The sequence below is a fragment of the Kitasatospora sp. UYEF31 genome (genome assembly GCF_057291755.1).
Genome location: NZ_JBXAWK010000042.1, coordinates 1 through 12,367, shown reverse-complemented (window position 1 = coordinate 12,367; position 12,367 = coordinate 1). Strand labels below are relative to the sequence as shown.

20 protein-coding genes are annotated in these 12,367 nt (G+C 69.8%); all 20 read right to left on the bottom strand.

Annotated features, from left to right (window positions below):
• Positions 1 to 182: 182 nt before the first annotated feature.
• Positions 183 to 674: a single-stranded DNA-binding protein gene (locus tag AC0Z36_RS20310; RefSeq protein ID WP_485464389.1), complete on the bottom strand. Its 492-nt coding sequence runs from the start codon at positions 672 to 674 to the stop codon at positions 183 to 185.
• Between the two features lie 126 nt (positions 675 to 800).
• On the bottom strand, positions 801 to 1,082 hold the full coding sequence (locus tag AC0Z36_RS20305; RefSeq protein ID WP_485464388.1) for a hypothetical protein: 282 nt from the start codon (positions 1,080 to 1,082) through the stop codon (positions 801 to 803).
• Positions 1,083 to 1,198: 116 nt separating this feature from the next.
• Positions 1,199 to 1,606, bottom strand: a complete 408-nt coding sequence (locus AC0Z36_RS20300) for a hypothetical protein (RefSeq protein ID WP_485464387.1) — start codon at positions 1,604 to 1,606, stop codon at positions 1,199 to 1,201.
• A gap of 127 nt (positions 1,607 to 1,733) precedes the next feature.
• Positions 1,734 to 2,183: a hypothetical protein gene (locus tag AC0Z36_RS20295; RefSeq protein WP_485464386.1), complete on the bottom strand. Its 450-nt coding sequence runs from the start codon at positions 2,181 to 2,183 to the stop codon at positions 1,734 to 1,736.
• Positions 2,184 to 2,268: 85 nt separating this feature from the next.
• Positions 2,269 to 2,754: a hypothetical protein gene (locus AC0Z36_RS20290; protein WP_485464385.1), complete on the bottom strand. Its 486-nt coding sequence runs from the start codon at positions 2,752 to 2,754 to the stop codon at positions 2,269 to 2,271.
• Between the two features lie 129 nt (positions 2,755 to 2,883).
• Entirely contained in the window at positions 2,884 to 3,573 is a 690-nt protein-coding gene (locus tag AC0Z36_RS20285) for a hypothetical protein (protein WP_485464384.1), read from the bottom strand.
• The gene (locus AC0Z36_RS20280; protein WP_485464383.1) at positions 3,570 to 3,764 is read right to left on the bottom strand and encodes a hypothetical protein; all 195 of its coding nucleotides are present in this window, start codon (positions 3,762 to 3,764) and stop codon (positions 3,570 to 3,572) included. Before AC0Z36_RS20280 ends, AC0Z36_RS20285 begins: the two co-directional genes overlap by 4 nt.
• Positions 3,765 to 3,866: 102 nt before the next feature.
• Complete coding sequence (locus tag AC0Z36_RS20275; RefSeq protein ID WP_485464382.1) at positions 3,867 to 4,157, bottom strand: hypothetical protein; 291 nt, start codon at positions 4,155 to 4,157, stop codon at positions 3,867 to 3,869.
• Positions 4,158 to 4,284: 127 nt separating this feature from the next.
• The gene (locus tag AC0Z36_RS20270) at positions 4,285 to 4,761 is read right to left on the bottom strand and encodes an antirestriction protein ArdA (protein WP_485464437.1); all 477 of its coding nucleotides are present in this window, start codon (positions 4,759 to 4,761) and stop codon (positions 4,285 to 4,287) included.
• Positions 4,762 to 4,895: 134 nt separating this feature from the next.
• Positions 4,896 to 5,165, bottom strand: a complete 270-nt coding sequence (locus AC0Z36_RS20265; protein WP_485464381.1) for a hypothetical protein — start codon at positions 5,163 to 5,165, stop codon at positions 4,896 to 4,898.
• Positions 5,166 to 5,723: 558 nt separating this feature from the next.
• Positions 5,724 to 6,362: a hypothetical protein gene (locus AC0Z36_RS20260; RefSeq protein ID WP_485464380.1), complete on the bottom strand. Its 639-nt coding sequence runs from the start codon at positions 6,360 to 6,362 to the stop codon at positions 5,724 to 5,726.
• A 211-nt stretch (positions 6,363 to 6,573) separates the two neighbouring features.
• A complete protein-coding gene (locus AC0Z36_RS20255) occupies positions 6,574 to 6,855 on the bottom strand; it encodes a hypothetical protein (protein ID WP_485464379.1) in 282 nt (93 codons plus the stop codon).
• 217 nt (positions 6,856 to 7,072) lie between these two features.
• Complete coding sequence (locus AC0Z36_RS20250; protein ID WP_485464378.1) at positions 7,073 to 8,254, bottom strand: DUF932 domain-containing protein; 1,182 nt, start codon at positions 8,252 to 8,254, stop codon at positions 7,073 to 7,075.
• A gap of 484 nt (positions 8,255 to 8,738) precedes the next feature.
• Complete coding sequence (locus AC0Z36_RS20245) at positions 8,739 to 9,176, bottom strand: hypothetical protein (protein WP_485464377.1); 438 nt, start codon at positions 9,174 to 9,176, stop codon at positions 8,739 to 8,741.
• Positions 9,177 to 9,181: 5 nt separating this feature from the next.
• Positions 9,182 to 9,775: a hypothetical protein gene (locus AC0Z36_RS20240; protein ID WP_485464376.1), complete on the bottom strand. Its 594-nt coding sequence runs from the start codon at positions 9,773 to 9,775 to the stop codon at positions 9,182 to 9,184.
• Between the two features lie 107 nt (positions 9,776 to 9,882).
• Positions 9,883 to 10,242, bottom strand: coding sequence for a hypothetical protein (locus AC0Z36_RS20235; protein WP_485464375.1), 360 nt, complete (start codon positions 10,240 to 10,242; stop codon positions 9,883 to 9,885).
• An 80-nt stretch (positions 10,243 to 10,322) separates the two neighbouring features.
• Positions 10,323 to 11,030 carry an urease accessory UreF family protein gene (locus tag AC0Z36_RS20230; protein WP_485464374.1) on the bottom strand — a complete coding sequence of 236 codons (708 nt, stop codon included), beginning with the start codon at positions 11,028 to 11,030 and terminating at the stop codon, positions 10,323 to 10,325.
• A gap of 11 nt (positions 11,031 to 11,041) precedes the next feature.
• The gene (locus tag AC0Z36_RS20225; protein WP_485464373.1) at positions 11,042 to 11,548 is read right to left on the bottom strand and encodes a hypothetical protein; all 507 of its coding nucleotides are present in this window, start codon (positions 11,546 to 11,548) and stop codon (positions 11,042 to 11,044) included.
• 88 nt (positions 11,549 to 11,636) lie between these two features.
• Entirely contained in the window at positions 11,637 to 11,939 is a 303-nt protein-coding gene (locus AC0Z36_RS20220) for a hypothetical protein (RefSeq protein ID WP_485464372.1), read from the bottom strand.
• On the bottom strand, positions 11,936 to 12,271 hold the full coding sequence (locus tag AC0Z36_RS20215; RefSeq protein ID WP_485464371.1) for a hypothetical protein: 336 nt from the start codon (positions 12,269 to 12,271) through the stop codon (positions 11,936 to 11,938). The genes AC0Z36_RS20220 and AC0Z36_RS20215 overlap by 4 nt, the downstream gene beginning before the upstream one ends.
• Positions 12,272 to 12,367 lie beyond the last annotated feature (96 nt).

Sequence of the window (12,367 nt, the reverse complement as noted above, 5' to 3'; positions counted from 1 at the left end):
CTCCCTGTTGGGGGTCCGGAGTGGGGGCGGGCTTGAGGCCGCGTGCGGCGGCCAGGTGGCGCGAGCGGGGCGCGCGTGGCCGGGCCGGCTCGATGCCGGCCCGGCCACGGCCGGGCTGCGCGGGCGTCGTAATGGGTGCCGGGTGGCCGCGCTGCGCTGGGCGCGGCCACCCGGGGCGGGCGTCAGAACGGGGGCTCGTCGCCGGTGGTCGGCGCGGTCGCCCAGGGGTCGGCGGCCGGGGTACCGCCCTGCTGGGGCTGCTGGCCCCATCCGCCGCCGCCCTGCTGCTGGGGCTGCTGGTTGCCGTTGCGCTGGACCTTGGTGATCTTGGCGGTTGCGCCGCGCAGGCTCGGGCCCACCTCCTCGACATCGAGTTCGTAGACCGTCCGCTTCTCGCCTTCGTTGGTCTCGTAGGACCGCTGCTTGAGTCGGCCCTGAATGATGACGCGCATGCCCTTGGTCAGGGACTCGGCGACGTTCTCGGCGACGTTGCGCCATACCGAGCAGGTGAGGAAGAGGCTTTCGCCGTCCTTCCATTCGTTGGTCTGCCGGTCGAAGGTGCGGGGCGTGGAGGCGACGCGGAATTTGGCGACGGCCGCGCCGGACGGGGTGAAGCGCAGCTCCGGGTCGTCGACCAGGTTGCCGATCAGGGTGATGACGGTCTCGCCTGCCATGGGTGGGATCTCCTCGTTCTCGTGGTTCGTAGCGGCCGGCCCGGGGCTTGCCTTCCTCTTTGCGACATGTACTAATTTACCTGCTCGGGGCGAAGGTGTCAACCTCCGCCCCGGCTGGTTTCGGGGTCAGTTGTCGAACATAAAGCTGCTGAACTCACGGTGTAGCTCCCACTCGAAATGCTGGGGCATCTCGGCGAAGTCGGGGAAGGTGTCGATCATCACCTGAGTGGAGACGGCGGGGAGGTAGACATCAACGAAGGTGTCGCCGGAGCGGTATTCCCACCAGACGAAGCGGTAGGGCTGGCCGTTGACGTAGCGCACGTGCTCCCTGCTCAGTTCGCCGTACGCGCTCTCCTCCGTGGACTCCAGCGTGCGCGGGCCGATCGTGAAGCGGGTGGCGGTCTGCATGACGTCCTCGTCTCGCTCAGTGGCTCGTGGTGGCCAGTCCGGGGCTTGCCTTCCCTGTTTCGACATGTACTAATCTACCTCATTTGGGCATGTTCGTCAACCGGGGAGCGACGGCGTTAGCTGACGCGCCGGAAGTAGTCGGCGGCGTACCGGGCGAACTTCTCATTCGCGTCGCGCCACAGGTGCTGCCGGGCGTCGGCGACGGGGTTGCCCATACTCCCCTCGGTCCGGGTGGAACTCTGCTCGGCCCGCGCGATCTTCTCGTGCCACGTCGCGACGGCATCCCTGCTGATGCTCAGCGCGTCAATGAGGTCTGCCCACAGCTCGATCTGGAACTGGTAGCCGGTGATGGTCTCGAAGAAGCTGTCCATGCGGACGCTCTCCGCCGTCAGCCCCTCGGCGTGGAGCCGGTCCCACCAGTCGCTCGCATAGCGTCGGGCGTTCGTCCGGCCGGCCTCGGCGGCGGTCTCCAGGCGGCCCTTGAACGCCTTGCGGTCTCGGGCGGCGCGGTCGGTGCTGACCATGGGGTGCTCCTCGTTGCAGCGGATGGTTCGCGGTGGCCGGCCCGGGGCTTGCCCTCCCTATTTCGACATGTACTAATCTACCCGATCGGGGGCGAGGGTGTCAACTCCCCGCCCCGGTCGGGCGGAGCTAGATCCAGCGGCCGGAATCGGCCTTGACTGCGGCCATGTGGGCCCGGTGCGCCTCGGTGGTCCAGTCGTACCGCTTGCGCTCGTGGGCCTGGTGCACGGCCTCGTGTGCGGCGATGTACGCGGTAAGCCGCTCGCGCTCGACGGTGCGTTGCCCCTGGTAGTTCGGGCAGTCCGCGCAGATGACGCCGTACACCGGGAGTTCGCCGACCTCTTCGCCTCGCGTGGCGGGGAGGGGTGCGGGCGTGCCCCACTCCTCGAACGGGCGCGCCGGGGGCTGGGGATGCCGGGCCGCGAGCGCCCACACGTCCCGCTTGTGCTGCTCCTGGTCGATGGTGACCGGGCCGAGCCACGCCGGGCAGTGGTCGCACGTGGCGGCGTACAGGGTGGTACTGGCGACGATGCGGGCGTAGACGGTGGCGCTGGGGGGTGCGTCGAGCGTGGCGGTCACGGCGGGCCCTTCGGGTGGATGTGCGGGGTCCTGGGGCAGGCCGCCCGGGGCGCGACGGCCCCGGGCGGCGGCGTGGGGCCGCTGGTCAGCGCTGGACGGCCATGGGGCCAACGGTGGTGTCCGTGAAGGGGTCGGTCATGCCCGGATCACCAAAAAGGATCTTGTGGATGGTGCGGGCTTCCAGCCAATCGGCGTCCCACTCGCCGTCACTGCCGATGGCGACGTGGGCGGGGTTGAGGGTGTGGGCGCGGAGCAGTAGGGCGGACACGGCCATGTCGTAGGGCTTGGCGGCCGTTTTGCAGAAGTCCCAGACGAACGGACCTCCGCGCCGCGCGTAGTCGCCGGGGCTGAGTCCGAGGTAGAACGTCTCGTGGCTGTCCGGGCCCCGGCCGTTGAAACAGATTCCGTCCTCGTCGATCAGCGGTGCCCCCTTGCCCATGCCTCCGGCGAGCGCGACGCCCTGCTTCTTGACGTAGTCGGTGATCGCGGCAGCGTCCAGGCGCAGCTGGAGCCAGTTGTTCCGGAACCCCTCCGCCTCGGGGGCGTACGAGAAGTAGTGCGTGTAACCCATGGGATTCACTCCTGGACTCGGTGGTTCGTGGTGGCCGGCCCCGGGGTTTGCCTTCCCTGTTTCGACATGTACTAATCTACCCGACCGGGGCGGGGGTGTCAACTCCCCGCCCCCGTGGATGCGGGCTGTTCATCGGTGGACGTAGACCGTGACGCCGTCGACCTGGATGCGCTCCCAGTCCTCGGCGCGCCATATGTAGCTCGCCGCGCACCGGGCGCACAGCCGGTCGCCCTGTCGCCAGTCGTTGGCCTCGACGGGGAACGGCTCGGCCGCGCGGGTGCCGCAGTTGGCGCACCGGGCCCCGGGCGGCAACCGGACGGGTGCGAGCGGCGGGGGCGGGGTGCTGCGGTCGATGGGGGAGGCGGGGGGAAGGGTGACCGTGCAGAGGTAGGGCGGCTCGGCCTGGTGCTCGAAGCTGTGGCGGGACTCGATCCGCCACAGCCGGTCACCGGGGACGGCTCCCGCGTCCCAGTGGCGTACGGCGGCTGTGATCTCGCTGATGGCGTCCGCCCAGAGATCCGCCCGGCGTCCGTGTAGCGCGTCGATGTCCTCACGGGTGGCCACCGTGGCCCCGTTCGCGTCCTCCAGCCGGAGGAACCGCGCGGGGCGGCCCGGGATGCGGTCGGTGTCGGTCCGGTCGAGGATGACGCGCGCTGCGGCGGGCCAGTGGAGCCGGACGTCCGGGGCTGCGGAGAACAGGAACGCCCCGGCTATGTCGGTGTTGGCCTGATGGAGTCGTCGGCGGTGCGCGTGGAGGTGGGCGGCGGGGTCGGTGTACGGATCGGGGTCCAGGGGCGGCGCGGCGGGGTGGGGGCTCATCGGTCGGTGCGCTCCTCGGCGGTGTGGCGGATCATGCGCCATGCGGCGGCCCGGCCGCTCTCGGTGGCGCGTTCGCGAGCGCGGATACGGGCGGCGCGCTCGGCGTCGAACGCGATCATGGCGGCGCGGTCTCCGGCGGCTGCGCGGGCGAGCAGGGACATGAGCGGGTCGGTGACGGGCTGGGCGTTCACTGGCGGTCCGTTCTGCGCGGGGGTGCGGGGGCGGCCGGCCCCGGGCTGTCCTGGGGCGCGGCGGGCGGGCCCCCGCGCCCGGTGAGGGCGCGGGGGCGGCTGCTACAGCCGGACGGTGTCGCCCTTGTCCTGGACCCGGTCCGGGTCTGCCTCGGGGTCGTCGGCGTACTCGGCGACGTGCAGGGACAGTTCGTGACGCAACTCGGTCGCCTTGATGCTGTCCAGCGAATCCAGGGGGCGGGCGACGAACTCCGCGCCGTACTCGTAGTCGTCGGCGCGGAAGTAGCCGTATCCGACCCGGTCGACAGTCTCGGCGCGGCTGCCGTACAGCTCCTGTGCGATCTCCCGGATGGTGTCGAGCTGGTCGGCGGCGGTGAGCATCACGGCGGGCATGTTCGTCTCCTGGACTCGGTGGTTCGTGGTGGCCGGTCCCGGGGTTTGCCTTCCCTGTTTCGACATGTACTAATTTACCTGTTCGGGGTAAGGCTGTCAACTCCTGCATACGCGATTCTTGGACATCTCAAGAATTCCCCCGGACCAGGTGCCAGGTTCCGGCTCCGTCGTAAATCGCGCTTACGGTGGATGCTGCAATCCAGTCGACGGCGAGCGATCCCGCAACGGCGGCGATGTGATCGCGCCACAACTGGGGAACGCCTTCCGCGCCGCTGTCGGAGAGGTATTCGAGGGCGTGTTCCGTTACCGCTGATTCCGCCCCGATGTGGCCGTGTACGGTTGTGATGAATTTCCCTTGGCAAGTTTCCGCAATATCCTTCGCCTCTACCTCTCCGTAGAAGTGACCGACCACGGCGGCGGGGTATTCGTCCAGTGCTTCGGCCAGCATCACCAGGTCTTCTATGTTCTCATTTTCCCCGAGCGGGATACCGTCGAATCCCTCGTAGTCGTGAATGGCGAATTCTTCCGCACCTTCTCGACGGGACTTCGCAAGCATGTCGCCGATTTCCTTGTAAACCTCCTCGGTATCCTGCTGAACGTCGATCCACTTTCCGTGATAGGTTCAGGCGTTGTAGTCGGACAGGGAGGCGGCGTAAATGGCGAACATGGCGATTTCCTTTGGCTTGCAGAATTCGGGGGCGGGGCGGGGGCGGCCCCTTACGGGGCCGCTCCGGCCGGTCAGATGACGCGCATCCCGAACAGGCGGGGGCTGTCGTCCTTCACGCCGCACCACTCCTCGGCGCAGTCGCCGCACAGCAGCGCACAGCCGCAGTCGTCGCGGTTGAAGATGTGCCAGCCCTTGTCGTGGGCGTCCCATGCGCCCGCGTCGGCGTCGTCGGGGAAGCCGGAGCGATCCCCGCACTGGTCGCAGGTGATCTCGTCGAACTCGATGACGGCGGGCGCGGTCTCGATATGGACGGGTGCGGCCTCGGTGATGACGGCGGTCATGGGATCGCTCCTCGACTCGGTGGTTCGTGGTGGCCGATCCGAGGTTTGCCCTCCCCGTTCCGACATGTACTAATTTACCTGATAAAGTTAGGGGTGTCAACTCCTGACCTGCGGTTTTATGAACGGGCTCGGCTTGCTCGGGGTGGCGGGCGCGGAGCGGCTGCGTGTCCCTGTGGTGTGGCCAAGCCCCAAACGGTCCGTCAGCCGGGGTCCGGCCTCGGCCCCACAGTGCCGTTGCCCGGGGACCATTTCCCCCTCCCTCCCGCGAAAAAAGAAACAGGGTCCGCGTGCGCGGAGGTCAAGCGCGGGAGGGAGTACCGCAGCCGGTATAGCCACGAAGGAGCGGGCCGGCGAGGACACGGACCGGAGCGCTTGAGGTCCGTGTGCGCGGACCCACAATCGAAGAGCCGGGATGGAGGGGGAGATCCCTGCCGGACCGCAGCGCAGCGGAGGTCCGGCAGGTTGCAGCGCCCGGCGTCAGCCGGGCTCCACCCGGCGCGGAGCGCCGGCCTCCCCTGCGTGGCCGCGGAGCGGGCAGGTGCCCGTCCCGCCGCCGCCTCAAGCGGCGGCCAGGGTCCGGTCGTCCAGCAGGGTCCGGAGCTGTTGGACGTGCGCGCCGGCCTTGTCGCGGGCCTGCGTGGCGCGGAGGAGTGCCTCCTCGCGTTCGGCCAGCTGCTTCTGGTGGGCGGCGAGCCAGTACGGAGCGCCGGCCAGCTGCGCGCTGTGTTCGAGTTCGGGGAGGTCGCTCCGGGCCCGCCAGTGCTCGACGACGGCACCGAGCACGGCGTGGGCGTGGGCTTGTGTGGCGGGCGGCAGCGGTATGGGGTTGCCGGCTTCGTTGCGCCGGGAGGTCGGGACCGGACTGTCTTCATCGAGCCGGGCGAAGTTGACCCGGGACGGGCCTGCGAGCGGTACGCCGTTGATGGTCAACCGATCCCCGCGCGGGAGGGCCGGCGAGACGGGTTCGGTGCCGAAGATGATCAGGAGGTCCGGCGACCAGGAGTAGGTCGGCACCGTGGGGTCGGCGGTCCTGGTAGCGGGGGAGAGGACCACGGAACCGCGAACATGGGGACCGGTGAGCCGGTAAGCGACCGTGCCGTCCGCGTGATCGGTGGTGATCTCCATCTTCAGCAGGCCGTAGCAGCCGAGGTGCTGCTCCGCCTGGTCCGTCGGGAGGTGCTGACGTTCGGGGGACATGGGACTCCTTCGGTTGCGGGGTGGAGGCGGGACCGCGGTCGCGTACGGGGCGGCGGTCGTGTACGCGGTCGCGGCGGCTCGATGCCGTCGCGACCGCGCCCCGGGACGGAGCGTCAGCCGCCGTACGGCCGGCGGGAGAAGCGAGAGGGGCGTTCGCGCCGTTGGCGGCTCGATGCCGCCAACGGCGCGGTCCGCGTCCGCCTCCCTGGGTTCAGGGGGCGGGGATCGCGGCCACCTGCCACGCTTCGAGTTCCCAGGTGAGGTCCTCACACTGCACGCGGATGGCGTGCGGGGTGGCCGTGAGCAGGTTGGTTCCGGACTCCAGCTCATAGTCGGCGCTGACCTGGAACGTCGCTCCGGTGTGGTTGCGGAGCCTGCCGGTCAGCAGCGCGGCGACATGGGCAGCGCTGGCGCGGTCCAGCGGGACGTACTCGCCGATCAAGCATTCGGTGCAGCCGCACCCGATCGGGTCGACGGCTATCAGGCGGGACATGGCGTGTTGCTCCTTGGGCGGTGGCTGGGGTCGGCCGCCGTACGGCCGGAAGTGGGGCGGGCGGGGGCGTTCGCGAACGCGGCGGCTCGATGCCGCCGCGTTCGCGGCTGCGCGCCGGGGCGGCTGATGCCCTGGGGCCCGGCCCGTCCGGGGGGGACGGGCCGGGCGGGGAAGCCGCCCGGAGCGGGTGGGGTGGGCTCCGGGCGGCGGCTGGTGGTTACGCGTTGGCTGCGAGGCTCATCGCGGTGAGGGCTTGGCCCTCAAGCTCGAACGCCGCATCTGCGTCGGTGAGCGTCTGCGCGGTGGCGGTGATCGCCTGCATGACTCCGCCCGCCGTGGTCTGTCCGCCCCGGATGAAGTGGCCGAGGATGGATTCGCGGAGGCTGTCGGAGAACTTGAGCTTCTTCGACACGACCTCGACCGTCTTGACGGGGTCGGCGATCTCGCGGCCCGCGTCCTTCTCGATCTCGGTCAACTTCGCCTCGACGTACTCACGGTCAAGGAAGGTGCCGACGGCGTCGCGCGCCTGGGCGGTGATCAGTTCGAGGTTCTTGGTCTCGGTGTCGCCGGACCAGCGGATGACGCCTTCGTCCAGCTTCGCGCCGAGGTGGACGGCGCGCAGTGCGTCCTTGGTGACGGTCATGCCGTTGGTGCACACCTGGACGACGATGCGCGGTGTGATCGTGAACGCTCCCGCGCCGACCTCGCTGTTGGCGAGCACGAATCCGGCGCTGACGATGGGGAGTTCGTCGCCGGTCTGGCCGGAGAAGGGAGAGCGGTAGCCCTTGAGGAGGCTGGGGGCGAGCACCTTGATGTGCTCGGACTCGACGCGCACGATCATGCGGCGTTCCGTGAGGTCGCATCCGGTGATCTTGACCTCGTGGCCGGAGGCGCGGACGCCGTTCAGCGCGGCCATGAGGACATCGAAGTTGTCGATCATCTTGTAGCTGTCGGACAGGAACGCGCGGAGGATGCCCTCCCCGCCCTGCTGGCCGCTGAAGCCGCGCAGGAGGAACTTGCGGGCCGGGTCCTCGGCCAGCCATCCGGAGACGTTGGCGTCGTACAGGTCGACCTTGTCGGCGCGCATCCGGCGCAGGTAGGCGAGCGGGATGCCCAGCTTGGCGGAGATGCCCTCGTCGGCGACGGTGGTGGGGCGGTAGGTGCCGTCCGCCATGGTTACGCCGTGCTCGGTGAGGATGGGCGGGAGGCCCTGGACGGTGATGTTGCCGTGGTGGACGGTGAGGGCGGAGGCCGGGGCGACCATGTCGATCTTGTCGGCCTGCTGGCGCTCCAGGATCTGCGCGAGGTCGGCGAGAGAGGCGTTCCGGGCGTCCGATGCGGCGTCGGTCGGGATGACAGCGGCGGCGCGACGGGTGAACTCGGTGGTCTCGAATGCCATGATGCGCTCCTTGGAAGGAATGGTCGTGGTGGTCGTTCCCGGGGTTTGCCCTCCCCGTTCCGACATGTACTAATTTACCCGCTCAGGGCGTGGGTGTCAACTCCTGACCTGCGGGTTTTCATGATCTTTTCGCGCGGCTTCCCTGCGCCCGCAGGTTGGCGCTGCCCGTAGCGGGGTGTCCCTCCGGTCGGTCGGCGGCGCGGTGGGTGCCGCGCCCGGCCGGGAGCGGTGGGCTCGCGCAGCGACCGCGTAGCGGCCTGGCCTGCCGCTCCCGGCCGGGGGTGGCAGGGTTCGGACGTCGATCGGGCGGAGGGACACCGCGCGGCCCCACAGCTCCCCGACCACCGACCAGCCGCAGTCGACGACGGGGACCACCCCTCTGGGAGTGAGGCCGGGGTCCGGGGCGGAGCCCCGCTCCAGCCTGCACTGCTATCCAGGCTTGGCCCGGTGGATGAGGGCACGGCCGGCGCCCATGACCGGCTCGTCAGGAGGGAAGGAAGGCGTAACGCGTCGTGGCGAAGTAGTCGCAGCCGTCCTCGGACGGGCGGGCTGCGCAGTGCCAGCAGGGCCGGGCGCCGGGGTGGGTCGCGACGTGGTGATGACATCGGTACCCGTCGTAGGGACCGCTGGTACGCGGGTGGGTGAGGAGGATCAGTTCGAAGTCCGCGGGCCTGGCCCAGCCCGTGACGCCCCGCCGTGGGTGCGGCCACCCGGTGGCCCCGTCTGCGGAGACGACGCCGCAGATCGACACGAGCATCCTGTTCCGGTCGGCGTCGACGGCGTGGACGCTGTACCGGGTTCGCTCCGCCACCCGCCCCTGAACGGTCCAGGGCGAATGGGTCGGGCCGTGGGCGTGGCCGAGGACGGCGAGGCCTTCGCGTTGCAGGGGAAGCGTCCGCGGAGGATTCCAGAGGGTGTTCACGCTGTTCACCGGCTCGCGCCCTCGCCCGGTGTCCGGGCCGCCTTGTCCGCCTCCTGGACCGACCGGCCGACGCGGCTGCGGATTCGCTCCCCGCGCTCTGCGATTTCGTCAGGCGAAGGCATGGGGCCACCCCGGCCTCCGGCCGCCAGTCGGCGGATGTGGGCAGCCTGACGCGAGAGCAGGTCAGCGGCGACGTCGTAGAGCTCGTCGTCGGTGCCGGCCTGGTGGGTGACGTCCCAGCGGCCCCGGGCACCGGGCAGGGTCGTCTCCCGCTCTCGGGTCGTCACCAGCAGCGTGCGCCCGGAAGGCCGCCGCCCCGTCGTGAGTTGCACCAGGTAGTGGAACTGCACATCAGAGCCTGGCAGCAGGAACACCATGCGGTCGCCTCCTTCGTCCTCGCCCAGGACGTGAGGGGCGTGACCGGCGGCCCAGTTCCGGAAGAGGTCCGCAGCGGGGGCCTCTCCGAGTTCCCGCGCGGCGTGTACGAAGTCCGCGAGCGCGGGCAAAAAGGTGCTGGGGCTCAGCCAGGGGTTGCGCTGGAAGAGCACAGGGGAATCGCTGTCTGACTGGTGCCATTCGATGATGGCGCGGGCTCCCATCGGGACGCCTCCTTGGTGGTGGTCGTGGTGGGCGGCCCCGGGTTTGCCGTCCCGGAGCGCGGTGGGCTGCCACGTACCCCGGCAGGTACCGGGGCGCGCCGCCGCCGTTAGGGGTAGGTCGGGTTGGCGTACTTCTCGGCCGGAGGCTCGGCGCTGCCGGGCTCAAGCGGGAGGTACTCGTGGTCACCCCCGACGTTGTAGGTGCAGAAGCTGCTGTCGGGGTAGGCGTAGATCTCCTCGGTTCCCCTGTAGACCCGCTCCCAACGGAAGGACCAGGCGACGGGGAAGCAGCTGCTCTCGTCGACGTTGACCGCGCCGATCTCACCGATCGAGTATTCGGTGTACGGGCCCGGGGAGAACTTGTCCTGGATGAGCATGCCGACCCTGAGATCCCGTGCCGCGACGGCGGGCAGGCCCGTGGCCACGCAGGCCGCGCACGAACCGTGGGCGTGAGGCTGGTGCGGCATGAGGATGCAACTCCTTGGTGAAGAGACGGTCGTGGTGGCCGATCCCGAGGCTTGCCTTCCTCGTTTCGACATGTACTAATTCACCTAGCCGGCTGGGAGAAGTCAACCCCCCTCTCGGGCCGGTGACGGCTTCGTGCGGGGGGCCGTACGGGGCGGAGTTCTCGCAGCTCGGCGATCCGTCGGCCGCACTCCCGGGCCTGCTCCAGGCGCTCACGCACCTCCCGGAGTGCGGTCGCCCGCTGGTTCCGAAGGTTCGTGATGTCGAGCGGCGCGTACGCGACGTGGCGGGCGTGCCTCAGTTCGGCACGGTCCTCCCGGGCCGCGTAATGGCGGACGAGAGCTGCCACGGTGGACGCGGCGCGCCGGTAGGCGTTGTCGGTGACCTGCTTGCGCTCCCAGGGGTCGCTCCCGGACGGGCGCGGGTAGACGCGGCGCGGCCGGCTCATCCAGTGGTGCCACAGCTCTTCGGCTCGCCACTGGGGATCGGCGAGGTGTTCCTCCATGTCGGCGATCTTCACGCGGGAGCCTCCGCGGACCTCCATCCCGTTGAATACCGGCCGGTCCTCCCACAGGGTGCCGGTGGAACGGTTGAGGGTGCAGGAGACCGGGCGGCCGTAGTCCAGGAGGAGGGCGTCCGGCTCGCCGCGCAAGGGTGTGAGGGTGAACCAGCCTTCGAACTGGGCGACTTCGTACGACGTGACACCGAAGGCCCAGTCGGTCTCGACACGCCGTACGTGGATGTTCTCGCCGGCGGCGGTGGCGAGGATGAGTGCCGCGCCGTCTGTCACAGCTGGCCGGTTCACCGGGGGCCCGCTGTTGCCGGGGGCGTCCAGCGGTCACCGGTCCACAGTTCCCAGCGCACGGCCTGCGGCGCCTGGACGGCGATCTGGTCGGCGAGGGCTTCGGCGAAGACGCTGGGCCGCCCGTGGACGGCGACGAAGACCAACACGGACCCGCTCTCGGCGAAACCGCGGGCGAGGGTCTGGCCGCACCGCATCGCGGCGCGGACGCTGCGTTCGGTGTCGAACTCGCGGACAAGTGTTTCGTAGACCTCGTCGGCGTCGACCGGAACACCATCTTGTCGGGCCCCGGCGACGAAGTCCCGCACAACGCCGAGGTCGGCGTGTGAATGGTGGTGGAGCACGGGGCTCCCGCCTGTGCCGGAGTCCTCGACGGTGCCGATGGTGCGGCCGTCGTAGGTCAGCACGCCCCGGTAGTGGGCAAGGTCGCTCGTAGATTCGAGCAACGTGATGGCGAAACGGAGGTGGGGGACAGCCAGGCCGGTGTGCGGAAGGATGTCGGGCACAGGGGTCAGCTCCTTGCGCTGGGTGGTCGTGGTGGCCGCAGCGGGTTCGCCCTCCCGCTTCGGCTCGCTTCTTGGCGGCGTGCAGGGGTCAGGCGGCGTCACCGGTGGACAAGCACGCTCCGAGGGCCTCGGACTCGTGGTGTCCGATGACGACGCGTATCCCGTGCTGCTCGTCCTTCCACTCCTCGATCAGCTCGTCACCGTCGAGCCTGGGGGGCACCAGTGCGTCCGCGAGGCCCCCGTAATTCTCGTCCCAGGTGGCGTGCAACTCGGCGATCAGGGCGGTGCGGAAGTCCGGGCCGGACAGTCTCATTGCGCAGATGCTGAGGGACGTGTTGCCGTCGACGGGAACGTAGAAGACGGTCCACTCCGTGGGCTCCGGAGTGTTCATGCGATCGCCCCGGAGGTGACGATGTCCGGACTCCCGGCTTCGGTGAGGTAAGAGATGGCGGCCTTGTTGGAGATGGAGTTCTCGCGCGCGCCCACCCAGGGTGCCGGGCCCTCCCGCTTGGTGACGGCGATGATCTTGCCGCCATGGACGACGAGGCCGAGCTGGTACAGGCGCGTGAAGGTCGGCTCCGGCCACCAGTCGGCGGGGATGTAGTCCGGGGTGTCGTGCTCGGTGGTCCGGCTGACGAGGTATCCGGTGCTCTGCTGCTCGATCGTCCAGCCGGACGCACCGGCGGCCTTGACGGCGGCGATCAGTTGGGCCTGGGTAGCCATGGGGTAACTATTTAGGGGTCTCAGCTGGCCGTGGGCAGCATCCACGGCCGCCCGGCGAAGAGGTCACGTAGGGCGGTCAGCGGATCGATGCCGTGC